The following is a 23,179-nucleotide window of genomic DNA, read 5'->3' as shown; positions in this document are numbered from 1 at the left end:
TATGAAAAAATTAGCGGTGGCAGCCCTTATCTTAAGCAGTCTCTCTGGCGGCGCGTACGCGCATGAAGCAGGTGAATTCTTTATTCGTGCCGGTTCGGCAACGGTGCGTCCAACGGAAGGTTCCGACAATGTACTGGGTATGGGCGGGTTTAGCGTCAGCAATAACACCCAGTTAGGCCTGACATTCACGTATATGGCTACGGATAACATTGGCGTTGAGCTTCTGGCCGCCACGCCATTCCGTCACCGCGTCGGTTTAGGGCCGACCGGGGACATTGCTACGGTGCACCATTTACCACCAACCCTGATGGCGCAGTGGTACTTCGGCGATTCCAGTAGCAAGTTACGCCCTTATATTGGTGCAGGCGTTAACTACACCACCTTCTTTGATGAGAAATTTAACGATACCGGTAAAGAGGCTGGGCTATCCGATCTCAGCCTGAAAGACTCGTGGGGCATGGCGGGGCAGGTTGGTCTGGATTATCTGATTAACCGTGACTGGCTGATCAACGCCTCGGTCTGGTATATGGACATTGATACAGACGTGCGCTTTAAAGCTAGCGGTGAGCAGCAGAGTATCAGTACCCGTCTGGATCCGTGGGTATTTATGTTCTCAGCAGGTTATCGTTTCTGACAGAAGATATATCCCCGGTCAGCCGGGGATTGCTGTATGGTGGTTGTTCCACATACCTGGCTGGAGGGGATATCCCCAACATCAAATTTGAGTGTCCCGTTTGTGCAGGTAAACAGTTTCAGTTCACGACGTTCAGCCCAGCACATAGCCTACCTCACGGTGCTATCTGTTCCGTTTGCGGAACACGTCTCACCACTCATTCATGCCTGCCGAAACTCAGACGACGACGGTGGCCAAAGCCAGTAAACTAGATAAGGCCTCTGAGAGGCCTTTTTCGATCGTGAAATCACTTCTGAATTAAATAACGAATCGTTGGTCCGTCCTGCTGGATATCCAGCACGGTATAGCCGTGATTTTTGGCATCAAGCGGAATGTTATTGATCGACTGGGGGCAATCGCTCACCACTTCCAGAATTTCACCTTTCTTAAGCTGCGGTAACGCCTCAAGCGTGGCGACAGCCGGGTAAGGGCAGGGTTCACCCACCATATCAAGACGATAATCAGGCACGATCTCTTTCATGCGGCATTCTCCTGAGTTTCAGTTTTGACGGTGGCACGCCGGAAGAAGCGCTTTTCATGCGCAATAACCAGTAAGAAGGCGATAAGCAGCAGGGCGTAGGTCACCATGAGCCCCCCGAGTGGACCAAAGGTATTCAGCAAATTGACCTTGTCCCAGTTGGTTGCCAGTACTGGAGAGACGTCATCCCAGTAGTACGCCAGGAGGGTTGAGCCAATCACGTTACCCAGACCAACCCACCAGTAATGCACCTGGCCTTCCACGGCGCGATACATCCAGCCAGTTTCACACCCGCCCGCCAGCACGATGCCAAAACCAAACAGCAGCCCGCCAATGACCGCATTAGGACCGGCCCACATGATTTTCGGCTCAACGCCGAGCTGAACATAGCTAAAGATCCCGATCGCGCTCACGGCCATCCCGGCAATAATGGCTTTCGCCATCATGGTACGTCCGGTGATCCACATATCGCGAAACGCGGAGGTAAAGCAGATCTGCGCGCGTTCAATCAGCAGACCAAAGCCGACGCCGAACAGCATGGCCAGACCGAGTTTGGGCTGATTCATCGCCGTGCAAATCGCCCAGGCAACCATAGCAAAAAAGACCAGCATACCGAGGCGGAAGCGACGACGCGCCTGATCGGGTTTTTGCGTTAACGGAGATGCAGCGCTAACTTTCGTCATTTTCACCGGAATGCGGAACAGTGGCAGCAGGGTGAACTTTGCACCGAAATATGAGCCAATGGCGGTGGCGACGGCAAAGAACCAGGCATGCAGCGAGAACTGCGGAATACCGGTAAAGAACGCGGCCAGATTACAGCCCATCGCCAGGCGGGCGCCAAACCCGGCAATGATACCGCCGACCACGGCCTGCATAATGCGGATGCGGCTTTTCGGCATGCGCAACTTAACGTTGTTGGCCCACAGCGCGGCCGCAAAACATCCGCCAAACATGCCAATGATCATCATTCCGTCGATGCGGGTCAGCGGTGAGCCCTCAAGATGGATCAGTTTGAAGTAACCCCACTCTTCGGCATGAACGCCTGCCAGCTGTAATAGCTGCCCACCCCAGCGGGTAAACTCGCCCGTAACAGCCCAGAAGGTGCCGGTAATACCGAAATAATAGGTAGAGAGAATGCCTGCCGCGATAACGGCCGGAACAGGTGACCAGAACTTAACCAGGTAAGTCTGTTTGAAGGAATGCCAGGACATGAATAACCTCTGAACTCAGAAGGGTAACGCTAAAAAGAGCCCAGATCATACGCTTACGCGAAAGTTTGAAAAGTCATTCACACCGAAAATATCGACAGGATCAATTTTGACCTGCTTCTTTCAGGAAGAGAGAAGGGAAAACCGCCTGACGCCGGGGCCAGACGGTGTTAACGGTTACGCCTTGTGTGTGGCCGCTTTCATGGATGTGACGAATGCGTGTAACTCAGCCAGCATCTGCTCTGGCTTATCCACATTCTTCTCGATGATTTTCACGATAGCCGAACCGGAAATGGCCCCGGCGGCTTTCGCGTCAATCGCCGCAGTAACCTGATCCGGAGAGGAAATCCCAAAGCCCTGAAGCGGCGGCGCAGCATGGTATTCTGCCAGCTTCTCCACCAGATGATGCAGCGGAAGCGCGGCTTTGTTTTCCGCACCGGTGACGCCCGCACGGGAGAGCAGGTAGGTGTAACCCCGTCCGTAAGAGGCAATCTGACGCAACAGATCGTCATCGGCATTCGGTGGACAGATGAAAATCGGCGCGACGTTGTGGCGCATCGCCGCCTGACGGAACGGCGCAGACTCTTCAACGGGCACGTCAGCCACCAGCACGGAGTCAACGCCCACGCGGGCGCACTCTGCGTAAAACGCATCAATACCGCGGCTGAACACCAGGTTGGCGTACATCAGCAGGCCGATCGGAATGGTCGGGTGCTTCTGGCGAATCGCCGCCAGCATTTCGAAGCACTGGCCCGGCGTCACGCCCGCAGCAAACGCGCGAAGCGTCGCATTCTGGATGGTCGGGCCATCCGCCAGCGGATCGGAGAACGGAATCCCCAACTCCAGCGCGTCGGCACCGGCGTCAATCAGGGTATCGATAATCTTCAGCGACAGCTCCGGACCGGGGTCGCCCAGCGTCACGAAGGGAACGAAAGCGCCTTCCTGGCGGGCTTTCAGTTGTGCAAATGCGTTGTCGTAGCGTTCCATCAGATTTCCCCTCGTGCTTTCAGAATATCGTGAACGGTGAAAATATCTTTGTCACCGCGACCGGAAAGGTTTACCACCAGCAGTTGCTCTTTTTCCGGGTTTTCCTTCATCATTTTCAGCGCGTGTGCCAGCGCGTGGGAAGACTCCAGCGCCGGGATGATCCCTTCATTGCGACACAGCGTTTTGAAGGCCTCCAGCGCTTCGTCATCAGTGATGGAGACATAATCCGCGCGGCCGGTGCTGTTGAGGAACGCGTGCTGCGGCCCTACGGACGGGAAATCCAGCCCGGCTGAAATTGAGTAAGACTCCTCAATCTGCCCTTCATCGGTCTGCATCATCGGGGCCTTCATGCCGAAATAGATCCCCACGCGGCCATGCTTCAGCGGCGCACCGTGCTCACCCGTTTCAATGCCGTGGCCGGCAGGCTCAACGCCAATCAGCCCAACGCTGGTTTCGTCGATAAAATCGGCAAACATGCCGATGGCGTTAGATCCGCCGCCAACGCAGGCGATCACCGCATCCGGCAGGCGACCCTCTTTTTCGAGGATCTGCGCTTTAGTCTCTTCTCCGATCATGCGCTGGAATTCACGCACGATGGTCGGGAACGGGTGTGGGCCTGCCGCGGTACCGAGCATATAGTGGGCGGTTTCGTAGCTGCCAGACCAGTCGCGCAGCGCTTCATTACAGGCATCTTTCAGCGTGGCAGAACCGCTGTGCACAGGGATCACTTCCGCCCCCATCAGACGCATACGGAACACGTTCGGCGACTGGCGTTCCACGTCTTTCGCCCCCATATAGATGCGGCACTTCAGGCCGAGCAGGGCGCTGGCGAGGGCAGAGGCCACGCCGTGCTGGCCCGCGCCGGTTTCGGCGATAATTTCGGTTTTACCCATACGTTTGGCGAGCAGAGCCTGGCCAAGCACCTGATTAGTTTTATGCGCGCCGCCGTGCAGCAGATCTTCACGTTTAAGGTAGAGCGTGGTTCTGGTGCCTTCGGTCAGGTTGCGGCATTTGGTCAGTGCCGTCGGACGACCGGCGTAGTTTTTCAGCAGGTCAGTAAACTCCGCCTGAAACGCCGGATCTTTCTGCGCGCTCACGAACGCTTCTTCCAGCTGGCGCAGCGCGGGCATCAGGATTTGTGGGACGTACATCCCACCAAACTCACCAAAATACGGGTTAAGTAATGTCGTCATCTTCTCTTCCTTAATATGCACGCAGAGTTTTAAATACCGATGCCAGCTTGCTGGCGTCTTTTATGCCCGGTTGGGACTCTACGCCTGAATTGAAATCGAGGCCGGCGCAGCCGGTTTTGGCTGCTTCCACACAGTTATCGGGGCTTAATCCCCCCGCCAGCAGGACATTGTCCAGCACTTCGCCACGCAGCAGTGACCAGTCGAAACGCTGCCCCGTGCCGCCCTGGCCGTTGTCGAGCACGTATTTATCAACATGCGTAAGGTTACGCGCGGGCAGGATGGCGCCAACGCTTTGCGCTTTCCAGATCTGAACCTGAGGTGCCAGAACATGTCGCAGAGCATCGATGTATGTCTGATCTTCATCGCCATGTAGCTGAACCGCGCTCAGGGATAACGCGTCCGCTTTCGCCGCAACGTCGTTAATATCCGCATTGCGGAACACGCCCACGTAGCTCAGTGGCGCAGCCGCAATCACCCTGCGCGCCTGTTCTTCATTAACGGCGCGAGGAGAGGACTCAACAAAGATCAGACCACCATAGATTGCGCCCGCCTCATACGCCGCCTGCGCATCCTGCTCACGGGTCAGGCCGCAAACTTTGTTCTCACCCAGCAGCACGCGGCGAACGGCCGCATTAAGATCGTCGTGTTCCATCATCGCGGAACCGATCAGGAAACCGTTGGCAAAGTGGCTGAGTTCGCGCACCTGAGCGTAGCTGTTGATTCCGGATTCGCTGATCACCGTGACGCCCGCACCCAGACGCGGCGCAAGCTGGCGCGTACGGTTGAGGTCAATCGACAGGTCGCGCAGGTCGCGGTTGTTAATGCCGACCACTTTGGCTTCTAGCGCGATGGCGCGCTCCAGCTCCTCTTCGTTGCTCACTTCGGTAAGCACGCCCATATTCAGGCTGTGCGCGACGGCGGAGAGCTGGCGATACTGTTCGTCATCCAGCACAGAGAGCATCAGCAGGCAGGCATCGGCCTGGTAAAAGCGCGCCAGCCAGATCTGATACGGGTCGATAATAAAGTCTTTGCACAGAATCGGCTGCGGCGCGATGCCGCTGACTACGGGCAGAAAATCGAAGCTGCCCTGGAAATATTTCTCATCCGTCAGCACAGAAATGGCAGACGCATGATGCTTGTAGATACCGGCAATACGCGCCGGGTCGAAATCGTCACGGATCACGCCTTTGGACGGAGACGCTTTTTTACACTCCAGAATAAACGCGGTACGCGCGCCCTGGAGGGCATCATAGAAACGACGGCTGCTCGGAACGACGTCATTCTGAAAACTGGCGAGCGGCTGCTGTTGCTTACGGGCTTCCACCCAGATGGCCTTATCGGCGACGATTTTCGCTAAAACGGTCTGCATTATTTACCCTCTTGCCGCAAGTGCGGTAACGCGATCGTAAGCTGCACCGGAGCGCAGTACATCCAGAACTTTTTGGGCGTTGGCTTTCAGATCTTCCTCGCCATGTAAACGCATCAGCATGGCTACGTTGGCCGCCACGGCGGCCTCATGGGCGGCCTCACCTTTACCTTGTAATAAGCGCGTGAGAATGTCACGGTTTTCTTCCGGCGTGCCGCCCGCCAGGGCGTCCTGATGGTACGGGGTCAACCCGAAATCAGCGGCCTCAAGCTGATAGTTCAGCACTTCGCCGTTATTCAGTTCGGCCACCAGCGTGGGCGCATGCAGGGAAACTTCATCCATCCCGCCGCTGTGTACCACGGCGGCGCGTTGGTAACCGAGGACGCGCAGCGTCTCCGCAATCGGCAGGACCAGCTCCGGACTGTAAACGCCAATCAGCGCCAGCGGCGGGTGCGCCGGGTTAATGAGTGGACCGAGCACATTAAACAGCGTCCGGGTTTTAAGCTGCTGGCGAACGGGCATCGCGTGGCGGAAACCGGTGTGATACTTCGGCGCAAAAAGGAAACAGACGCCCAGGTCATCCAGCGCTTCACGGGAACGCTCAGCGTTCATGTCCAGGTTGATACCGAAAGCCGCCAGCAGGTCGGACGATCCGGAACGGCTGGACACGCTGCGGTTGCCGTGCTTCGCCACTTTCAGTCCGCATGCCGCCGCCACAAAGGCGCTGGCGGTCGAAATATTGATGCTGTTGCTGCCGTCGCCACCGGTCCCAACGATATCGGCAAACGGATAGTCCGGGCGCGGGAACGGGGCGGCATTTTCCAGCAGCGCGGTTGCCGCACCGGCGATCTCCTGCGGGCTTTCGCCGCGTACTTTCATGCTCACCAGCGCAGCGGCCAACTGCTCAGGCTTCAGCTCGCCGCGCACGACGGCGGAGAAAAGCTGGTGGCTCTCCTGCTGGCTCAGGGTCTGGGCCTGATACAGTTTTTCCAGAATCGGTTGCAGGGTGTTGGTCTGCTCCAGCTTTTGCAGCGCCCAGTTGAGCGTTTGCTCCAGCAGGCGCGCGCCGTTAGACGTCAGGATAGATTCCGGGTGGAACTGCATCCCGCAGACGCGATCCGCATCGTGACGCACCGCCATCACCATCCCTTCAAACGAGGCGTTAATCGTCAGCCCGGCCGGAATATTGCTGCCGACCAGTGAGTGGTAACGCGCCACCGGAAGCGGGTTCGGCAGACCGGCAAACATCGCCTGACCGTCATGTTCAATGCTTGACGCTTTACCATGCAGGATCTCCCCCGCCTGACCCACGTAACCACCGTAGGCTTCGACAATCGCCTGGTGGCCGAGGCAGATGCCGATAATCGGCAGCTTGCCGCGCATACGGGTCAACAGCTCAGGCATACAGCCCGCTTCGCTCGGTGCGCCTGGCCCCGGGGAGAGCATCAGCACCGGGTTTTGCATGGTCGCCAGACGGTCAATCAGCGTCTGGGCTGGAACGTGGTTGCGATAGATAACGACGTTGTGTCCATTCGCACGCAGCTGATCTGCCAGGTTGTAGGTAAAGGAGTCGATATTATCGAGCAGCAGAATGTCAGCCATCAGAAAATCTCCTGTGCATGGTGTGCGGTAGCAATGGCGCGCAGTACCGCGCGCGCTTTACTGCGGGTTTCGTCGGCTTCCGACTGCGGAACAGAATCCAGCACAATCCCGGCCCCGGCCTGGACGGTAGCAATGCCGTCCTCAACGTAGGCGGAGCGAATCACGATGCAGGTATCGAGGTCACCGTGAGCGGTGAAATAGCCCACCGCGCCACCGTAGCTGCCGCGACGGCGGCCTTCAGCTTCGGCAATCAGCTGCATGGCGCGGACTTTCGGCGCGCCGCTCAATGTGCCCATGTTCATGCAGGCGCGGTAGGCGTGCAGGACGTCGAGGTCGTGGCGCAGCTCACCCACCACGCGGGATACCAGATGCATGACGAAGGAGTAGCGGTCGACTTTGGTCAGGTCTGCCACATAGCGGCTGCCCGGCGTACAAATACGCGCCAGGTCGTTACGTGCCAGGTCAACCAGCATCAGGTGTTCGGAGAGCTCTTTGTGGTCGGTACGCATTTCCAGTTCGATGCGGCTGTCGAGATCGCGGTCCAGGGAGCCATCGGCACGACGGCCGCGTGGACGGGTGCCCGCTATCGGGTAGATCTCAATCTGGCGGCTGGTGGCGTCGTACTTGAGGGAGCTTTCCGGTGACGCGCCGAACAGGGTGAAATCATTGTCCTGCATAAAGAACATGTACGGGCTTGGGTTGCTCTTTTTCAGCACATCGTAAGCCGCCAGCGGCGACGGGCAGGGCAGTGAAAAGCGACGGGACGGCACCACCTGGAAAATCTCCCCGGCACGAATCGCTTTTTGCATCTGACGCACCACCGCGCCGTACTGATCGTCGGTCTGACTCACCTCGCAGGTCATCTTTTCAACACGCTGCACCGGGAGCGCGGGCGGTGCTTCTGACATCTGCTGTTGCAGTTGGCCGATGCGCTGCGCGAGGCGATTTTTCTCAGACACAGATGGCGTGAACAGGCTGGCCTGAATGCGGGTGTATTTTTTCTGATGGTCGATCACCAGCAGGGTTTCGGCCAGGTAGAAGCAGTAGTCCGGGCAGCGGTTACCCTGCTCGGTTTCCGGTAAATCTTCAAAGCCAGCAACCAGGTCGTAAGCAAACAGCCCGCCAAAGAACATTGCTTCGCGCTCATCTTCCGGCACAATGACCAGATTTTGCAGCAGGCGGAAGGCGTCGAAAACGGAGAGTGAGCAGAGGCGGGCATCTTCATCCAGCAACTGGCTTACCGGCGGGAAATGCAGAATTCGCAGGTCCGGATGACGCTCATTTTCAATACCTGAAGGCAGAGCCGCATCCAGCAGCGGCAGCAGCGACGCGCCATTCTCGGATAACGCCTTAATAGTGACAGTGTCACCCGATGCGGTAATGCGCAGCGCGCTGTCAACCAGCAGCAGGCTTTTGAGATCGTCCTTGCTGTCGATATCAGCAGATTCCAGCAGCAGCGTCGCAGGACGTGCACCGCACACCTGATGAAAGAGCGCGGTAGGGTTATGGCGATAGGCCGTCTCGCAGGTCAACAGTTCGAGGTGGGGTTTGGCTGTTTGCATGTAGTTATTCTCATATTCTGTTCAAAAAAAAGCCCGCTTGGGAGCGGGCCGGGTATCAGTTTGCTTTTCGCAGACGCGTGACACTGCCCGAAGATCAGGAAGTACGCCACCAACCGTGCAGAGCGAAATGTGCTGTCATTTACAGATACCTTTTTCGTGTGAACTTGCGTACTAGTTAACTAGTTCGATGGCGTGTTGTCAACCCCTGATTTCAGTATTTCGCGGTAAGTCGGTATCATAGGTGCTTCGGATGTCTCCAGACTGTTATGGGAAGTGCTTTGAGCGATACCACCTACGCCGTAATTTATGATTTACACAGCCATACGCAGGCTTCAGATGGCCTGCTGACGCCCGAAGCCCTGGTCCATCGCGCCGTTGAAATGCGTGTCGGCACGCTGGCAATAACCGATCACGACACAACAGACGCCATCCCCGCCGCGCGCGCCGAGATTGCCCGAAGCGGGCTGGCGCTAAATCTGGTGCCCGGGGTCGAGATCTCCACGCTCTGGGAAAACCACGAAATTCATATCGTTGGCCTGAATATTGATACAGAACATCCGGCAATGTGCGCATTTTTGCAAGAACAAAAAGCACGACGCAATCAACGCGCGGAGTTGATAGGCGAACGTCTTGAGAAGGCGCATATCCCCGGTGCGCTGGAAGGTGCGCGCAAGCTGGCGAACGGTGGGGCGGTCACGCGCGGCCATTTCGCCCGTTTTCTGGTTGACGCCGGTAAAGCGACGACCATGGCGAATGTGTTTAAAAAATATCTTGCGCGCGGGAAAACCGGATACGTTCCTCCCCAGTGGTGTACAATAAAACAAGCTATTGATGTGATTCATCATTCTGGTGGTAAGGCCGTATTGGCCCATCCGGGGCGGTATAATCTTTCTGCTAAATGGCTGAAAAGGCTGCTGGCCCACTTTGCCGAATCCGGCGGTGAGGCGATGGAAGTTGCCCAGTGTCAGCAGGCACCCAATGAGCGTTCGCAGCTCGCGACCTACGCCCGTCAGTTTGGCCTGCTTGGGTCACAGGGTTCAGATTTCCATCAACCCTGCGCGTGGATTGAACTGGGGCGCAAGCTCTGGTTACCCGCTGGCGTTGAGCCCGTCTGGCAGCTCTGGGAACAGCCACAGCAAATTGAAGAGAGGGAAGTATGAGTCAGTTTTTCTATATCCATCCGGATAACCCACAGCCACGTCTGATTAACCAGGCTGTGGAAATCGTCCGTAAAGGTGGCGTTATTGTCTACCCAACCGATTCTGGCTACGCGCTGGGCTGTAAAATCGAGGATAAAGGGGCGATGGAGCGCATCTGTCGCATCCGCCAGCTGCCGGACGGCCACAACTTCACCCTAATGTGTCGCGATCTCTCTGAGCTGTCGACCTATGCGTATGTCGACAACGTGGCCTTTCGCCTGATCAAAAACAACACGCCGGGAAACTACACCTTCATTCTGAAAGGGACAAAAGAGGTGCCGCGTCGTCTGTTGCAGGAAAAACGTAAAACCATCGGCATGCGCGTGCCGTCGAACCCGATTGCCCAGGCGCTGCTGGAAACCCTCGGCGAGCCGATGCTGTCTACCTCGCTGATGCTGCCGGGCAGTGAGTTTACCGAGTCCGACCCGGAAGAGATCAAAGATCGTCTGGAGAAAGTGGTGGAGCTGATTATTCATGGCGGCTATCTAGGCCAGCAACCGACCACCGTGGTGGATCTCACCGAAGACGCGCCAGAAGTGATTCGTGAAGGCGTGGGCGATGTTAAGCCTTTCTTGTAAGGGTGTAAGCAGATATACTACGCGGCCATCAAAGCAGGGCGCCGCCCTGTTTTGACCTGATTCGACGCCTGTGAAGGCGCACAAGATAAATATTAAACGCTTTATAATCAGTGAGTTAAAGTAACTCGATTAATGGTTGTTACCAGCTTGTGTGGCAGCCATTAGCCACATCGCGACTCTCATCATGTATGTACACCTTTCCCTGCCGTTAATGGCTTCATTGGTACAGCTCCGTTATGGGTATTAATACCGAGGGGCTTTATGGCTTCTCTTTTCCAAAATCTGTTAGTTGCTCATTTTCTGCACCCTGGTTAACCTAAGATTAATCCTAATGAATCAAGGGTGAGCTTGGCTATCGGGAACAGACAGATTCAAAAAGGAATCACCCAAAGAAGAGTTAGATCGCTTGCTGGATGAGCTTGCATTCACAAAGGAGCAACGGGATTTTATAGAATCCATACGGCAAGATAACGTGGATAAAAACAACGAGGAGTAGTGTCTATGGCGTGGATCTGTGAAGTTAGCAGCCGTAGTGCTGCCGATATTGCTGTTTGTGTAGTCGGTTAAAGATCAGTAGCCGATCTGTTGGTTTGTAGAGTTGAGTCGCGCAGTGTGTCTCAAGGTATGGATGGGCTATGGTGTGAGGTAACGTCTCGAAGTGTTGCTTCATCGAAAGTGAAGTTTGTCACTTCGCGCTCTTCCGCTGATCTACTTATTTGTTATGTGACATCACGGAGTGTTGCGGGATGGACGAGAGAACATCCATTGAAAGGTAAACTCTGACCATAAGGAATCATCATGAGCATTTACTTCACTGAACATGGTAGTGCCATTGGATACCAGGTAGAAGGGCGTTGGACAGTCAAGGGCGATTATTTGCAGGTCAACCATGGTCCCAACATTCTAGGCGGTTTATACAAAATCAACGACAATAAAGTGAAATTCCCATTCGACTACAAAGAAGTTGAGGGAGTGATCGACGCTGAGAAACTCACTTTCACCGTGTGTGGCATCGAATACAAAATGAGAAAAATTAAAACAAATCCGTGGGATGTATAATTGAAAAGGGGGCATTACGCTCCCTCGTATTGCCTTCTTAACCCATACTGCTAACGCCATGTTTTAGGGGTGACTGTCTGTAGATCAACCGTTATGATTGCAATACATTCAGAGTCAAAAGGATTGAGACGTGGATACAGTCGAGGAACTCAACGGAACATACTTCTATGCGGGGCGTACAAACCTCACCGCCTCCGAGCTTTTTTTCATGGTCTTCTGTGAAAATGTTGTTGATCAACTTGGTTTAGGTCTTGTTGATTTCGGTGCTGTAGTTGCCATTGTATCTGGGCGTAATACTCTCCCTACAAGGGCGAAACCAAACGGCGCTGAAAAGGGAACATCCTATGCGTCTAAAGCCTCGCGAAAAGTGTTCAAAAAAGCGCAGTTCCCTTTCGGTATCAAACTACCTTCCGTTATTGGTGGTTATCCACCTTCTACAATCAGAATCAGGGCGGTAGCTAACATTGGAACCTTTACGGGCAGGGCTATTCCTGTCGTGGGGTGGGTTATCTTAGCTTCTGATATCTCTCAAATCACCTATCGCACTATCCGAGACTACAACGCTATAGCGCTGGGTAACGATAAGTTATGGTAAACAATGTTGAGCAGCGCGTTTATGAGCTTGTACGGCCTTACGCTGGCACGTACCTATTCAAGTTCAAGAAAGTAGAGCTAACACCTGAAACGGATCTTGATACTGATTTGAGTCTTGATGAGCTTGAAGCTGGTGAGTTAATGGATAAGTTTTTCGATGCGTTCAAGGTTGAACGGGGAAACTTTAAAATAGAAACTTACTATCCTGACCAGCCTGTTTCATGGAATCCATTTAAAAAAACAGAGCCTACTCCTGTACCAGATTTCAATGTTGGTATGCTGATCGAATCAGCTAAAGCCGGAAGATGGTTGTACGAATGAGGGGCGCACCGCCCCCAGTAAATGCTGACTTATTTAGCCGTAATAAAATTAAGAATTTTTTACATGGATTAAAAGGAGATTAAGAAATGATTGAGTTGGCATCAGAGGTTGTTAACTTCATTGTAAATAAAATTGGATTGATTTTTTCCTTAGCTGCATTGGTGTTATCTTTCTTGAGCTATAGGAACAGTAAATTAATAAAAAAGAAGAGCGACAAAGATGCTCTTTATAAATTTAAGACGGAAACCTTACTCAAGGCGCGGGAATTTGAAATTGCTTTTCAAGATTCATATGATAAGATAAATGGCTTTATAAAAGAGTTGCAAGGAAATAACACGCTCTTTGCAGAGCCAAAGAATGTAATTTTGAATGGGTTGATTTCACAGCGTGACTCTTTCTATAAGCAGTGCGTGCTTGACGCCAAAGCAACTTGTTTAAAATTAATTGATAACTTTGATACATTAAGTGAAGATGAAATTGCGGAGTATCATAAGGTTTTTAACTCTGAATTGGAGAGATTAAAAGCAAATAATAAAAGATTGGATTCAAAATTTACGTCTTTAATCCAGAGTATTGCAGTGAAATAAATACACTCCACGAAGTCTTATTCTATTTGGTATGCATTATACCATCTCAATTACCAACATTGGGCACTCATGATATCAATATGAAATGCCCTAAGTGCGTGTCCCTCTCTTAATGCCCGTTGAATACTTCGTTCGTAGTGCGTCTACTTTGGCCTGAGTAATCCCCAGGTAGGCGCGGGTATGTTCGGTGGAGCGATGCCCCAACATCTTACTAATCACCTCAAGATCTTCGCCGTGGGCGTGAGCGATAGCAGCCACGGTCTTACGTGACGAGTGCATACTGATCACTGCTTCCTGTGGAAGCAAGCCCCCGCATTTTGAGCTTGTCCACTGCATACTCAATCTCAGCATGGATTTTGGAACGGCTAATCGGCTTACCCTTGGTCCGGTTGCTGTCATTCTGGAATACATACACGTTATCCCCGCGCTCGTTATAACGAGCCTTGAGCACCTCCCTTGCTGTCTCCGTCAACTCCACTTCTACCGCTTCTTTGGTCTTGTCGTGGGTGATACGCAATACCTTGCTACCATTGTCCAGTTCATCCCAGCGCCAGGATCGCATATCCACGCCGCGAAGCTGTGTCTCTATCAGTACCGAGACTCAGACGCACAAAACTTGTTGAATCATTTAGTCTAAAGTTAGTGTAGTATGTGCGCCCACGAATCATTGTGTGTGACAGCTTGTGTGACACGTTGTTTGCCATGCTGTGTACCATGAAAGAGTTACAGATCAGTGAGTTAAGTCGATTTATTAGCTAACTCGTTGTTTTAGAAAGTATACCAGACGCCTGTGAAGGCGACACCTGAGGAAGCTCAATGAGCGAGAAGTTACAGAAAGTGCTGGCGCGTGCCGGCCACGGTTCGCGCCGTGAAATCGAAGCCATTATTGAAGCAGGCCGCGTGAGTGTGGACGGTAAAATCGCCACGCTCGGTGACCGCGTTGAAATCGTACCGGGGCTGAAGATCCGCATTGACGGCCATCTTATCTCCGTGAAAGAGTCTGCTGAACAGATCTGCCGCGTACTGGCTTACTACAAGCCGGAAGGCGAACTGTGTACCCGCAACGATCCGGAAGGCCGCCCGACGGTGTTCGACCGTCTGCCAAAACTGCGTGGCGCCCGCTGGATTGCCGTAGGGCGTCTGGACGTGAATACCTGTGGCCTGCTGCTGTTCACCACCGATGGTGAACTGGCAAACCGCCTGATGCACCCGAGTCGTGAAGTGGAGCGTGAATACGCCGTTCGTGTTTTCGGCCAGGTTGATGAGAACAAACTGCGCGATCTGTCGCGTGGCGTTCAGCTGGAAGACGGCCCAGCGGCGTTCAAAACCATCAAGTTTACCGGTGGTGAAGGCATTAACCAGTGGTACAACGTTACCCTGACAGAGGGACGTAACCGCGAGGTGCGTCGTCTGTGGGAAGCGGTCGGTGTCCAGGTAAGCCGTTTGATTCGTGTCCGCTATGGCGACATCCTGCTGCCGAAAGGCCTGCCACGTGGCGGCTATACCGAGCTGGATCTGACGCAAACTAACTACCTGCGCGATCTGGTTGGCCTGACGCCAGAAACTACATCGAAAGTGGCGGTAGAGAAAGATCGTCGTCGTATGAAGGCGAACCAGATCCGCCGTGCGGTTAAACGTCACAGCCAGGTTAGCAGCAATCGCCGCTCTGGCAGCCGTAATAACAACGGTTAATCTAAAAGCCCGGTGAATATACCGGGCTTTTTTCTTCAGTAATCAATCCCTATTTGCGCTTTGAAACCCGCATCGAACGCATGCTTAACCGGACGCAGCTCGCTGACGGTATCGGCCAGCTCCAGAATGTCCCGATGACACCCGCGCCCCGTGACGATCGCCGTCTGGTGTGCAGGGCGGTTCCTGAGGGCCTCCAGCACGGCTTCCAGCGGCAGGTAGTCATAGGCCACCATATAGGTGATCTCATCCAGCAACACCATGTTCAGCGACGGGTCAGAGAGCATTCTTTTGGCATGCTCCCAGACGGCGAGGCAGGCTGCCGTATCTGTTTCCCGGTTCTGGGTATCCCAGGTAAAACCGGTCGCCATCACCTGAAACTCAACGCCATGCGGTTCGAGCAGATTACGCTCGCCGTTGGGCCATTCACCCTTGATAAACTGGATCACGCCCACTTTCTGACCGTGCCCGACTGCGCGGGTGGCGGTACCGAATGCGGCGGTGGTTTTGCCTTTGCCGTTGCCGGTGAACACGATGAGGATCCCGCGCTCGTCCTGAGCGGCCGCCACGCGTGCATCAACCTGTTCTTTCAGACGCTGCTGGCGCTGCTGATGACGATCTTCACTCATTGCGATATCCCCGGTTTGCGGCCTGGCTGAGCATCGAATGTCATTCCGGTTTTACGACGGCTGTCGTCACCCATTAGCCACAGGTAAAGAGGCATAATATCGGCCGGGGTTTTAAGCTTTTGCGGATCTTCTGTCGGGAACGCGCTGGCACGCATTTTAGTGCGCGTACCGCCAGGGTTAATACAGTTAACCCGCAGATGGCGGTTTTGATACTCTTCGGCCAGCACCTGCATCATTCCTTCGGTGGCAAATTTTGAGGCGGCGTAAGCCCCCCAGTTCGCACGACCCTGACGCCCCACGCTGGAGGAGGTAAACACCAGCGAACCGGAATCTGAGTTAAGTAATAAAGGAAGCAAGGCCTGGGTCAGGAAAAACGTCCCGTTGACGTTAACCTGCATCACTTGCTGCCAAATCTCCGGATCCTGTTCATCCATCGGGCGCACTTCGCCCAGTAACCCCGCGTTGTGCAGTACGCCGTCCAGACGCGAATAATGCGTACTAATGCGCTGGGCAAGGGCCTGACATGACGCTGACGTACAGGTCAGCAGATCGAGCGTATACCAGGGCGTGGGGGTACCGCCGGCGTTTTCGATTTCACGGGCAACGGCTTTGAGCTTTTCTTCATTACGTCCCAGCAGAATAAGGCTCGCACCGTATTCAGAATAAGTCAGCGCCGCTTCGCGACCAATCCCGTCGCTGGCACCGGTAACCAGAATGATGCGGTTCTGTAGAAGGTTTTTTTGTGGCTGATAATGCACGGTGGCTCCTCAGGCGCATTGGGCGTGACTTGCACCTTTATTTATGACTTTTCGGCTTTATGCCCGAAACCGCGTCAGAATTCAATCAGTCTACAGGACAGAACGCTGGGAAATTAACAATTTGCAAAGATTTAAACCAGAAACGGGGGATTCCTGAAGCCGCCTCGCAGAGCTAATGTCCAGAGCGAGACGCCTGCGCAGGGCTGTTGTACACTGGCGTGAAAGATTCGTGGTTAAATCAAGGTGGAACGCGTGGAATTACTTTCTCAGTATGGGTTGTTTTTGGCCAAAATCGCGACGGTGGTCATTGCTGTCGCGGTGATTGCCGTCCTGATTGTCAACCTGACGCAGCGTAAGCGTCAGCGTGGTGAGTTACGCATTACCCGCCTGAGCGAGCAGTATAAAGAGATGCGGGAAGAGATGTCTCTGGCGCTGCTTGACGATCATCAACAGAAGCTGTGGCTAAAAGCCCAGAAGAAAAAACATAAGCAGGACGCCAAAGCCGCGAAGGCGAAAGCTAAGCTCGCCACGCCACAGGCTGACGCAAAACCGCGCGTCTATGTGCTCGATTTTAAAGGTAGCATGGATGCGCATGAAGTCTCCTCTCTGCGTGAGGAAGTGACCGCGGTGCTGGCCGTGGCGACAGCCCAGGATCAGGTGGTGGTACGCCTTGAAAGCCCGGGCGGCGTAGTGCATGGGTATGGACTGGCGGCTTCGCAGTTACAACGTCTGCGGGATAAACAGATCCCGCTCACCGTGGCGGTAGATAAGGTCGCGGCGAGTGGCGGCTATATGATGGCGTGCGTGGCGGATAAAATCGTCGCAGCACCGTTCTCCATTATCGGCTCGATTGGGGTGGTTGCGCAGATCCCTAACTTCAATCGTTTCCTGAAAAATAAAGAGATCGACATCGAATTGCATACGGCGGGTCAGTACAAACGTACGCTAACGCTGCTCGGCGAAAATACCGAAGAGGGACGGCAGAAGTTCCGGGAAGATCTGAACGAAACCCACCATCTGTTCAAGGATTTCGTGCACCGCATGCGCCCAACGCTGGACATTGAGCAGGTGGCTACGGGCGAACACTGGTACGGCACGCAGGCGCAGGAGAAAGGGCTGGTGGATGAAGTGGGTACCAGCGACGACCTCCTGCTCAACCTGATGGAAGGCCGTGAGCTGGTGGGGGTGCGCTTCACCCGACGTAAGCGCCTGATCGACCATTTTACCAATAGTGCGGCAAAAAGCGCGGATCGCCTGCTGCTACGCTGGTTGCAGCGCGGACAAAAGCCGCTGCTGTAAAGAAAAACGCGAGGCAGATGCCTCGCGTTTTCGTTTTAATCGACCAGGTGGTACTTCTCTGAGAGGGTATGCGCCAGGTATTTAAACATGTTAAACACGGCGGTGCTTTTCGGGGTTGGTAACCCTTGTTCATCAAGGAAGTATTCACCGCTGAACACCAGCACGCCATTACGTTGTTCCACGCCAGTCGCTTCGATACCCGCCAGGGTGTCTTCATGGTCGCGAATGAGTTTGTTTGCTTCGATAAGCAGTGAAGCTCGGTCAATGGGTTGGGTCGTATTCTGCATATTCCACTCCTTAAACAGTGACAATAGTCTACGCCTGGGTCGCTTCGGGGGCAAATTTTCCCTGCTATCCACGGGTATAAGGAACAGGGGCTGGCTGGCGGGATTTGCTTTTGCATGCTAATAAAGTTGCGTAACGAATTTTATCAGGTACAGTGTGCGCTTTCGTCATTCTGGCAACAGAATTGCTTGACATTCGACCGGGAATTCGTCACGAATGAACTTTGATGTGAGAAAAATACCCGAAAACTCAATGACCTGGATGTCGCCATACTGACGTTCGGTAAGACAAAGGGGTTGATATCCCCTGACGACGTCGCAATATCAATGGCTCGTCGTCAGCGGAAGGGAAATCAACGTGCGGCGTATTCCTGGAAGAATTAAATTAGGTAAAGGTGAATATGGGTAAAGCTCTCGTCATCGTTGAGTCCCCGGCAAAAGCCAAAACGATCAATAAATATCTGGGCAATGACTACGTGGTTAAGTCCAGCGTTGGTCACATTCGCGATTTGCCGACAAGTGGCTCAGCCAGCAAAAAGAGCGCAGACTCTACCTCCACCAAAGGGGCTAAAAAGCCTAAAAAGGATGAACGTAGCGCGCTTGTCAACCGCATGGGTGTTAACCCATGGCACAACTGGGATGCACAATACGAAGTGCTGCCAGGCAAAGAAAAAGTCGTTAACGAGCTGAAACAGCTTGCTGAAAAAGCAGACCACATTTATCTCGCAACCGACCTTGACCGCGAAGGGGAGGCCATCGCATGGCACCTGCGGGAAGTGATTGGGGGTGATGACAAACGCTACAGCCGTGTAGTGTTTAACGAAATTACAAAGAATGCGATTCGTCAGGCGTTTGAAAAGCCGGGTGAACTGAATATCGACCGTGTTAACGCTCAGCAGGCGCGTCGCTTTATGGACCGCGTTGTAGGCTACATGGTTTCGCCGTTGCTGTGGAAAAAGGTCGCTCGCGGCCTGTCTGCGGGGCGTGTGCAGTCTGTGGCTGTTCGTCTTGTTGTCGAACGTGAACGCGAGATCAAAGCGTTTGTCCCGGAAGAGTTCTGGGAAGTGGATGCGAATGTCACCACGCCGGGCGGCGATGCGCTGCCGTTGCAGGTGAGCCACCACAACGACAAACCGTTCCGTCCTGAAAATCGCGATCAGACCATGGCCGCCGTAGCGCTGCTGGAAAAAGCGCGTTATCAGGTGCTGGATCGTGAAGACAAACCGACCAGCAGCAAGCCTGGCGCACCGTTTATCACGTCAACGCTTCAGCAGGCGGCAAGTACGCGTCTGGGTTACGGCGTGAAGAAAACCATGATGATGGCCCAGCGTTTGTATGAAGCGGGTTACATCACCTACATGCGTACTGACTCCACCAACCTGAGCCAGGACGCTGTCAGCATGGTGCGTGGCTATATCGAGGACAACTTCGGTAAGAAATACCTGCCGGACAGTCCTAATCAGTACGCCAGCAAAGAGAATTCTCAGGAAGCGCACGAAGCGATCCGTCCTTCTGACGTTTCCGTTCTGGCGGAATCTCTTAAAGATATGGAAGCGGACGCCCAGAAGCTGTATCAGCTGATCTGGCGCCAGTTCGTGGCCTGCCAGATGACGCCAGCGAAATACGACTCCACTACGCTGACCGTTGGCGCGGGTGATTTCCGCCTGAAAGCGCGTGGCCGCATTCTGCGTTTCGACGGCTGGACAAAAGTGATGCCTGCGCTGCGTAAAGGTGATGAAGACAGAACTCTGCCTTCCGTTAACAAAGGCGACGAGCTGTCGCTGGTTGATCTGGTACCGGCTCAGCACTTCACCAAGCCGCCTGCGCGTTTCAGCGAAGCGTCGCTGGTAAAAGAGCTGGAAAAACGCGGCATCGGTCGCCCGTCTACCTATGCGTCAATCATTTCGACCATTCAGGATCGTGGATACGTTCGCGTTGAGAACCGTCGTTTCTATGCTGAAAAAATGGGTGAGATTGTTACCGACCGTCTGGAAGCTAACTTCCGTGAGTTGATGAACTATGACTTCACCGCGCAGATGGAGGACAGTCTCGATGAGGTTGCCAGCCATAAGGCCGAGTGGAAGAAAGTTCTCGACAGCTTCTTCAGCGATTTTACCAACCAGCTTGAGAAAGCTGAGAAAGATCCTGAAGAAGGCGGCATGCTGCCTAACCAGATGGTACTGACCAGCATCGACTGCCCAACCTGTGGCCGTAAAATGGGGATCCGTACCGCAACCACGGGCGTGTTCCTCGGCTGTTCTGGTTATGCGCTGTCGCCGAAAGAGCGTTGCAAAACCACTATCAACCTCGTGCCGGAGAACGAAGTTCTCAACGTGCTGGAAGGTGACGATGCGGAGACCAACGCACTGCGCGCCAAGCGCCGCTGTAAGAAATGCGGCACGGCGATGGACAGCTACCTGATCGATCCAAAACGTAAACTGCACGTTTGCGGTAATAACCCAACCTGCGACGGTTATGAGATCGAAGAAGGTGAGTTCCGCATTAAGGGCTATGACGGTCCGATCGTTGAGTGTGAGAAATGTGGTTCCGAAATGCACCTGAAAATGGGACGCTTCGGTAAGTACATGGCATGTACCAACGACGACTGTAAAAACACGCGTAAGATCCTGCGTAACGGTGAAGTTGCGCCGCCGAAGGAAGATCCGGTTCCGCTTCCTGAGCTGCCGTGCGAGAAGTCAGATGCGTATTTCGTGCTGCGTGACGGCGCTGCCGGGGTATTCCTGGCGGCCAACACCTTCCCGAAATCGCGCGAAACCCGTGCGCCGCTGGTAGAAGAGCTGTACCGCTTCCGCGACCGTCTGCCGGAGAAACTGCGTTACCTGGCCGATGCGCCACAGCAGGATCCGGAAGGCAACAAAACCGTGGTGCGCTTCAGCCGTAAAACGAAGCAGCAGTACGTGGCGGCAGAGAAAGAGGGTAAAGCGACCGGTTGGTCAGCCTTCTTTGTCGACGGGAAATGGGTTGAAGGTAAAAAATAATCTTCACTTACCGTAACTTACCTTTGAAAGGGCCGGATTTCCGGCCCTTTTTTATTACGTTGTTATTATTTTTTGTTCCGTACTATACAGCCTGGCTATAAATGATATAGTGGTTATAGTTAACCCGTTTCTTATTATCAAATCGTATTAAGCGATTGACGCATGCGCTAAATCGGATGGTCTGGCATGAAATTACAGCAGCTTCGCTATATCGTTGAGGTCGTCAATCATAACCTCAATGTCTCTTCCACCGCAGAAGGTCTTTATACCTCGCAGCCTGGCATCAGTAAGCAGGTGCGTATGCTGGAGGATGAATTAGGTATTCAGATATTTGCCCGCAGCGGTAAGCACCTGACTCAGGTCACACCGGCAGGGCAGGAAATCATTCGCATCGCACGAGAAGTGCTTTCCAAAGTCGACGCCATTAAATCCGTCGCCGGGGAACATACCTGGCCGGATAAAGGCTCCCTTTATATTGCCACCACGCACACACAGGCGCGTTATGCGCTTCCCGGGGTGATCAAAGGTTTCATCGAACGCTATCCCCGCGTTTCCCTGCATATGCATCAGGGCTCACCGACGCAAATCGCAGAGGCCGTGTCTAAAGGCAATGCCGATTTTGCCATCGCGACGGAAGCTCTTCATCTGTACGATGATCTGGTCATGCTCCCGTGCTACCACTGGAACCGCTCTATTGTCGTGACCCCCGATCATCCGCTGGCGGGGAAGGGCGAAGTGACAATCGAAGAGCTGGCGCAATACCCGCTGGTTACCTATACGTTCGGATTTACGGGCCGTTCTGAGCTAGACACCGCCTTTAACCGCGCCGGCTTAACGCCACGGATCGTCTTCACTGCAACGGATGCGGACGTCATTAAAACGTACGTGCGTCTGGGTCTGGGCGTAGGCGTTATTGCCAGCATGGCGGTGGATCCTGTATCAGACCCGGATCTGGTGCGTCTGGACGCGCATGATATCTTCAGCCACAGCACCACCAAGATAGGTTTTCGTCGCAGCACGTTCCTTCGCAGCTATATGTATGATTTTATTCAGCGCTTCGCACCGCATTTAACGCGTGACGTGGTCGACACGGCCGTGGCGTTACGCTCCAATGAAGACATCGAAGAGATGTTTAAAGACATCAAACTTCCTGCCAAATAATTACACCCGGTATCTTTCTCTACTGGAAAGATACCGGTTTCCCCCTTTAAATCTAAATTAGAATTAACCTCATCTGCGCCTACTGTCATATATCGTCATAACCCATTTGATGAATAGGGTTTTACTGTCGCAAATTTGCGACAAAAGTAGAAACTAATTTACAGGTGTGCAAATTATTCTTTTCAATTATTTATTTCTGGTCAAAAGATTGAATTTTCCCAGGCTCAGATTCGTAAATTCACTGGCTTTTCGGCTAAAGTTTCTTTAGGATTTATCTCATCAGATGATTACTTGTGCCAATTGTTTGGTCTATAAATGATAAGCGATATCGATTGTATGAGGTTAGCAATGCCGTCAGGAAGTGAAGAACCGCAAAGGGATCCCGCGCTTAAGCGTAAAGCCTGGCTGGCGGTCTTTCTCGGCTCTGCCCTGTTCTGGGTGGTTGTTGCTCTTCTCGTCTGGAAATATTGGGGTTGAATATGGTCATGACGGTGCGTACTGACGCGAGAAAAGAGATGTGTCAGCTTCGTGACAATGCTCACAAAGCGCGTAAGGCGCCAGCAACCAGCGTGCCAGCCTCCTGGCAACTGACGCCACAGCAGCAGGCCTTTATTGATGTGTTCGCAGAAGACGAACCCAAAAAACAATAATTTTGATTTTTGCGTAATGATGCAAATAGTCTGAATAAAGACTGTGCACTTTTGTACTCCTTAATAAATACACATCAGCAATATAGAACGAGGGCAGACCTCGCATCCTTAAATAATTAAAGTCTGGTGTCCCTATGATGAATAACATGACAACCGTAAAATACTGGTCATGGCTCGGCGTATTCTCAGCGTCGATCCTCTTCTGGTGTCAGCTCCTCTGGCTGGCCTTACACTAAATCGTAAAACCTCGCCACGGCGGGGTTTTTTGTTTAATCCCTCGCGTTGGACCATTCCTAAATTTAT

Annotated in this window: 28 protein-coding genes and 1 other annotated feature; of the genes, 15 read left to right on the top strand and 13 right to left on the bottom strand. The window is 53.5% G+C overall.

The features are described from left to right. Window position 1: 1 nt before the first annotated feature. Window positions 2-634, top strand: a complete 633-nt coding sequence (gene ompW, locus L2Y28_RS12060; protein ID WP_022648338.1) for an outer membrane protein OmpW — start codon at window positions 2-4, stop codon at window positions 632-634. Window positions 635-920: 286 nt separating this feature from the next. On the opposite strand, the gene yedF is transcribed toward ompW, so the two are convergent. From yedF to trpL, 8 genes are all read right to left on the bottom strand, one after another. Then, window positions 921-1,154, bottom strand: coding sequence for a sulfurtransferase-like selenium metabolism protein YedF (gene yedF, locus L2Y28_RS12055; RefSeq protein WP_003856774.1), 234 nt, complete (start codon window positions 1,152-1,154; stop codon window positions 921-923). Then, on the bottom strand, window positions 1,151-2,362 hold the full coding sequence (gene yedE, locus L2Y28_RS12050; protein ID WP_022648336.1) for a selenium metabolism membrane protein YedE/FdhT: 1,212 nt from the start codon (window positions 2,360-2,362) through the stop codon (window positions 1,151-1,153). The genes yedF and yedE overlap by 4 nt, the downstream gene beginning before the upstream one ends. A gap of 174 nt (window positions 2,363-2,536) precedes the next feature. Next, complete coding sequence (gene trpA / locus L2Y28_RS12045) at window positions 2,537-3,346, bottom strand: tryptophan synthase subunit alpha (protein WP_022648335.1); 810 nt, start codon at window positions 3,344-3,346, stop codon at window positions 2,537-2,539. Further along, a complete protein-coding gene (gene trpB, locus L2Y28_RS12040; RefSeq protein WP_022648334.1) occupies window positions 3,346-4,539 on the bottom strand; it encodes a tryptophan synthase subunit beta in 1,194 nt (397 codons plus the stop codon). The genes trpA and trpB overlap by 1 nt, the downstream gene beginning before the upstream one ends. Before the next feature lie 10 nt (window positions 4,540-4,549). Beyond that, complete coding sequence (gene trpCF / locus L2Y28_RS12035) at window positions 4,550-5,908, bottom strand: bifunctional indole-3-glycerol-phosphate synthase TrpC/phosphoribosylanthranilate isomerase TrpF (protein WP_022648333.1); 1,359 nt, start codon at window positions 5,906-5,908, stop codon at window positions 4,550-4,552. Between the two features lie 3 nt (window positions 5,909-5,911). Next, on the bottom strand, window positions 5,912-7,507 hold the full coding sequence (gene trpD, locus L2Y28_RS12030; RefSeq protein WP_022648332.1) for a bifunctional anthranilate synthase glutamate amidotransferase component TrpG/anthranilate phosphoribosyltransferase TrpD: 1,596 nt from the start codon (window positions 7,505-7,507) through the stop codon (window positions 5,912-5,914). Next, window positions 7,507-9,069: an anthranilate synthase component 1 gene (locus L2Y28_RS12025; RefSeq protein WP_022648331.1), complete on the bottom strand. Its 1,563-nt coding sequence runs from the start codon at window positions 9,067-9,069 to the stop codon at window positions 7,507-7,509. Before L2Y28_RS12025 ends, trpD begins: the two co-directional genes overlap by 1 nt. Before the next feature lie 23 nt (window positions 9,070-9,092). After that, window positions 9,093-9,187 (bottom strand) — a sequence feature (Trp leader region). Continuing rightward, on the bottom strand, window positions 9,164-9,208 hold the full coding sequence (gene trpL, locus L2Y28_RS12020) for a trp operon leader peptide (protein WP_071524153.1): 45 nt from the start codon (window positions 9,206-9,208) through the stop codon (window positions 9,164-9,166). It overlaps the preceding feature by 24 nt. A 139-nt stretch (window positions 9,209-9,347) precedes the next feature. Between trpL and rnm the strand changes: the two genes are divergently transcribed. The 7 genes from rnm to L2Y28_RS11990 all read left to right on the top strand — a co-directional run bounded on the left by rnm (window position 9,348) and on the right by L2Y28_RS11990 (window position 13,407). Next, window positions 9,348-10,229, top strand: coding sequence for an RNase AM (rnm, locus tag L2Y28_RS12015; protein WP_032622438.1), 882 nt, complete (start codon window positions 9,348-9,350; stop codon window positions 10,227-10,229). Next, window positions 10,226-10,846 (top strand): L-threonylcarbamoyladenylate synthase, encoded by a 621-nt coding sequence (locus L2Y28_RS12010; RefSeq protein WP_003856793.1) that lies wholly within the window; start codon window positions 10,226-10,228, stop codon window positions 10,844-10,846. Before rnm ends, L2Y28_RS12010 begins: the two co-directional genes overlap by 4 nt. Before the next feature lie 624 nt (window positions 10,847-11,470). Beyond that, on the top strand, window positions 11,471-11,629 hold the full coding sequence (locus L2Y28_RS25575) for a DUF6150 family protein (protein ID WP_349817144.1): 159 nt from the start codon (window positions 11,471-11,473) through the stop codon (window positions 11,627-11,629). 15 nt (window positions 11,630-11,644) lie between these two features. After that, window positions 11,645-11,905: a hypothetical protein gene (locus tag L2Y28_RS12005; protein WP_022648329.1), complete on the top strand. Its 261-nt coding sequence runs from the start codon at window positions 11,645-11,647 to the stop codon at window positions 11,903-11,905. 130 nt (window positions 11,906-12,035) lie between these two features. After that, window positions 12,036-12,500 carry an STM2901 family protein gene (locus L2Y28_RS12000; RefSeq protein WP_236919548.1) on the top strand — a complete coding sequence of 155 codons (465 nt, stop codon included), beginning with the start codon at window positions 12,036-12,038 and terminating at the stop codon, window positions 12,498-12,500. Further along, window positions 12,494-12,820 carry a DUF1493 family protein gene (locus L2Y28_RS11995; protein WP_032622440.1) on the top strand — a complete coding sequence of 109 codons (327 nt, stop codon included), beginning with the start codon at window positions 12,494-12,496 and terminating at the stop codon, window positions 12,818-12,820. Before L2Y28_RS12000 ends, L2Y28_RS11995 begins: the two co-directional genes overlap by 7 nt. Window positions 12,821-12,906: 86 nt before the next feature. Then, window positions 12,907-13,407: a hypothetical protein gene (locus L2Y28_RS11990; RefSeq protein ID WP_022648327.1), complete on the top strand. Its 501-nt coding sequence runs from the start codon at window positions 12,907-12,909 to the stop codon at window positions 13,405-13,407. Window positions 13,408-13,497: 90 nt separating this feature from the next. Here L2Y28_RS11990 and L2Y28_RS11985 read toward each other — a convergent pair whose 3' ends face one another. Both L2Y28_RS11985 and L2Y28_RS11980 read right to left on the bottom strand, forming a co-directional pair. Beyond that, window positions 13,498-13,686, bottom strand: a complete 189-nt coding sequence (locus tag L2Y28_RS11985) for a hypothetical protein (RefSeq protein ID WP_223862209.1) — start codon at window positions 13,684-13,686, stop codon at window positions 13,498-13,500. Next, window positions 13,670-13,969, bottom strand: coding sequence for a tyrosine-type recombinase/integrase (locus L2Y28_RS11980; protein WP_022648326.1), 300 nt, complete (start codon window positions 13,967-13,969; stop codon window positions 13,670-13,672). Before L2Y28_RS11980 ends, L2Y28_RS11985 begins: the two co-directional genes overlap by 17 nt. A 254-nt stretch (window positions 13,970-14,223) precedes the next feature. On the opposite strand from L2Y28_RS11980, the gene rluB reads away from it, so the two are divergent. Next, window positions 14,224-15,099 (top strand): 23S rRNA pseudouridine(2605) synthase RluB, encoded by an 876-nt coding sequence (gene rluB, locus L2Y28_RS11975; protein ID WP_003856794.1) that lies wholly within the window; start codon window positions 14,224-14,226, stop codon window positions 15,097-15,099. Window positions 15,100-15,134: 35 nt separating this feature from the next. On the opposite strand, the gene cobO is transcribed toward rluB, so the two are convergent. Beyond that, window positions 15,135-15,725, bottom strand: a complete 591-nt coding sequence (gene cobO / locus L2Y28_RS11970; RefSeq protein WP_022648325.1) for a cob(I)yrinic acid a,c-diamide adenosyltransferase — start codon at window positions 15,723-15,725, stop codon at window positions 15,135-15,137. Next, window positions 15,722-16,483 (bottom strand): YciK family oxidoreductase, encoded by a 762-nt coding sequence (locus L2Y28_RS11965; RefSeq protein ID WP_022648324.1) that lies wholly within the window; start codon window positions 16,481-16,483, stop codon window positions 15,722-15,724. The genes cobO and L2Y28_RS11965 overlap by 4 nt, the downstream gene beginning before the upstream one ends. 252 nt (window positions 16,484-16,735) lie before the next feature. Between L2Y28_RS11965 and sohB the strand changes: the two genes are divergently transcribed. Continuing rightward, window positions 16,736-17,782, top strand: a complete 1,047-nt coding sequence (sohB, locus tag L2Y28_RS11960) for a protease SohB (RefSeq protein ID WP_022648323.1) — start codon at window positions 16,736-16,738, stop codon at window positions 17,780-17,782. A gap of 35 nt (window positions 17,783-17,817) precedes the next feature. Here the strand turns inward: sohB and L2Y28_RS11955 are convergent, their stop codons facing one another. After that, window positions 17,818-18,069 (bottom strand): YciN family protein, encoded by a 252-nt coding sequence (locus L2Y28_RS11955; protein ID WP_003856804.1) that lies wholly within the window; start codon window positions 18,067-18,069, stop codon window positions 17,818-17,820. A 398-nt stretch (window positions 18,070-18,467) separates the two neighbouring features. Between L2Y28_RS11955 and topA the strand changes: the two genes are divergently transcribed. The 5 genes from topA (at window position 18,468) to ymiC (ending at window position 23,112) form a co-directional block, all read left to right on the top strand. Continuing rightward, on the top strand, window positions 18,468-21,065 hold the full coding sequence (topA, locus tag L2Y28_RS11950; protein ID WP_022648322.1) for a type I DNA topoisomerase: 2,598 nt from the start codon (window positions 18,468-18,470) through the stop codon (window positions 21,063-21,065). 186 nt (window positions 21,066-21,251) lie between these two features. Then, window positions 21,252-22,226 carry an HTH-type transcriptional regulator CysB gene (gene cysB, locus L2Y28_RS11945; RefSeq protein ID WP_006810844.1) on the top strand — a complete coding sequence of 325 codons (975 nt, stop codon included), beginning with the start codon at window positions 21,252-21,254 and terminating at the stop codon, window positions 22,224-22,226. A 336-nt stretch (window positions 22,227-22,562) separates the two neighbouring features. Next, window positions 22,563-22,703 carry a YmiA family putative membrane protein gene (locus tag L2Y28_RS11940; RefSeq protein WP_096168876.1) on the top strand — a complete coding sequence of 47 codons (141 nt, stop codon included), beginning with the start codon at window positions 22,563-22,565 and terminating at the stop codon, window positions 22,701-22,703. An 8-nt stretch (window positions 22,704-22,711) separates the two neighbouring features. After that, on the top strand, window positions 22,712-22,876 hold the full coding sequence (locus L2Y28_RS11935) for a hypothetical protein (protein WP_162181317.1): 165 nt from the start codon (window positions 22,712-22,714) through the stop codon (window positions 22,874-22,876). A gap of 137 nt (window positions 22,877-23,013) precedes the next feature. Then, on the top strand, window positions 23,014-23,112 hold the full coding sequence (gene ymiC, locus L2Y28_RS11930; RefSeq protein WP_032103392.1) for a small membrane protein YmiC: 99 nt from the start codon (window positions 23,014-23,016) through the stop codon (window positions 23,110-23,112). Window positions 23,113-23,179 lie beyond the last annotated feature (67 nt).

It is taken from the genome of Enterobacter sp. JH25 (assembly GCF_021725435.1).
GTDB classification, from domain to species: domain Bacteria; phylum Pseudomonadota; class Gammaproteobacteria; order Enterobacterales; family Enterobacteriaceae; genus Enterobacter; species Enterobacter intestinihominis.
The sequence above is the reverse complement of the archived record's forward strand: the minus strand, read 5'-3'. Positions and strand labels throughout refer to the sequence as shown.

Excerpts from the sequence above, each read along its gene's own strand:
- ompW (WP_022648338.1), top strand. The coding sequence starts at position 2 with ATGAAAAAATTAGCGGTGGCAGCCCTTATCTTAAGCAGTCTCTCTGGC.
- yedF (WP_003856774.1), bottom strand. The coding sequence starts at position 1,154 with ATGAAAGAGATCGTGCCTGATTATCGTCTTGATATGGTGGGTGAACCC.
- yedE (WP_022648336.1), bottom strand. The coding sequence starts at position 2,362 with ATGTCCTGGCATTCCTTCAAACAGACTTACCTGGTTAAGTTCTGGTCA.
- trpA (WP_022648335.1), bottom strand. The coding sequence starts at position 3,346 with ATGGAACGCTACGACAACGCATTTGCACAACTGAAAGCCCGCCAGGAA.
- trpB (WP_022648334.1), bottom strand. The coding sequence starts at position 4,539 with ATGACGACATTACTTAACCCGTATTTTGGTGAGTTTGGTGGGATGTAC.
- trpCF (WP_022648333.1), bottom strand. The coding sequence starts at position 5,908 with ATGCAGACCGTTTTAGCGAAAATCGTCGCCGATAAGGCCATCTGGGTG.
- trpD (WP_022648332.1), bottom strand. The coding sequence starts at position 7,507 with ATGGCTGACATTCTGCTGCTCGATAATATCGACTCCTTTACCTACAAC.
- L2Y28_RS12025 (WP_022648331.1), bottom strand. The coding sequence starts at position 9,069 with ATGCAAACAGCCAAACCCCACCTCGAACTGTTGACCTGCGAGACGGCC.
- L2Y28_RS12010 (WP_003856793.1), top strand. The coding sequence starts at position 10,226 with ATGAGTCAGTTTTTCTATATCCATCCGGATAACCCACAGCCACGTCTG.
- L2Y28_RS25575 (WP_349817144.1), top strand. The coding sequence starts at position 11,471 with ATGGATGGGCTATGGTGTGAGGTAACGTCTCGAAGTGTTGCTTCATCG.
- L2Y28_RS12005 (WP_022648329.1), top strand. The coding sequence starts at position 11,645 with ATGAGCATTTACTTCACTGAACATGGTAGTGCCATTGGATACCAGGTA.
- L2Y28_RS11995 (WP_032622440.1), top strand. The coding sequence starts at position 12,494 with ATGGTAAACAATGTTGAGCAGCGCGTTTATGAGCTTGTACGGCCTTAC.
- L2Y28_RS11990 (WP_022648327.1), top strand. The coding sequence starts at position 12,907 with ATGATTGAGTTGGCATCAGAGGTTGTTAACTTCATTGTAAATAAAATT.
- L2Y28_RS11985 (WP_223862209.1), bottom strand. The coding sequence starts at position 13,686 with ATGCACTCGTCACGTAAGACCGTGGCTGCTATCGCTCACGCCCACGGC.
- L2Y28_RS11980 (WP_022648326.1), bottom strand. The coding sequence starts at position 13,969 with ATGCGATCCTGGCGCTGGGATGAACTGGACAATGGTAGCAAGGTATTG.
- rluB (WP_003856794.1), top strand. The coding sequence starts at position 14,224 with ATGAGCGAGAAGTTACAGAAAGTGCTGGCGCGTGCCGGCCACGGTTCG.
- cobO (WP_022648325.1), bottom strand. The coding sequence starts at position 15,725 with ATGAGTGAAGATCGTCATCAGCAGCGCCAGCAGCGTCTGAAAGAACAG.
- L2Y28_RS11955 (WP_003856804.1), bottom strand. The coding sequence starts at position 18,069 with ATGCAGAATACGACCCAACCCATTGACCGAGCTTCACTGCTTATCGAA.
- topA (WP_022648322.1), top strand. The coding sequence starts at position 18,468 with ATGGGTAAAGCTCTCGTCATCGTTGAGTCCCCGGCAAAAGCCAAAACG.
- cysB (WP_006810844.1), top strand. The coding sequence starts at position 21,252 with ATGAAATTACAGCAGCTTCGCTATATCGTTGAGGTCGTCAATCATAAC.
- L2Y28_RS11940 (WP_096168876.1), top strand. The coding sequence starts at position 22,563 with ATGAGGTTAGCAATGCCGTCAGGAAGTGAAGAACCGCAAAGGGATCCC.
- L2Y28_RS11935 (WP_162181317.1), top strand. The coding sequence starts at position 22,712 with ATGACGGTGCGTACTGACGCGAGAAAAGAGATGTGTCAGCTTCGTGAC.
- ymiC (WP_032103392.1), top strand. The coding sequence starts at position 23,014 with ATGAATAACATGACAACCGTAAAATACTGGTCATGGCTCGGCGTATTC.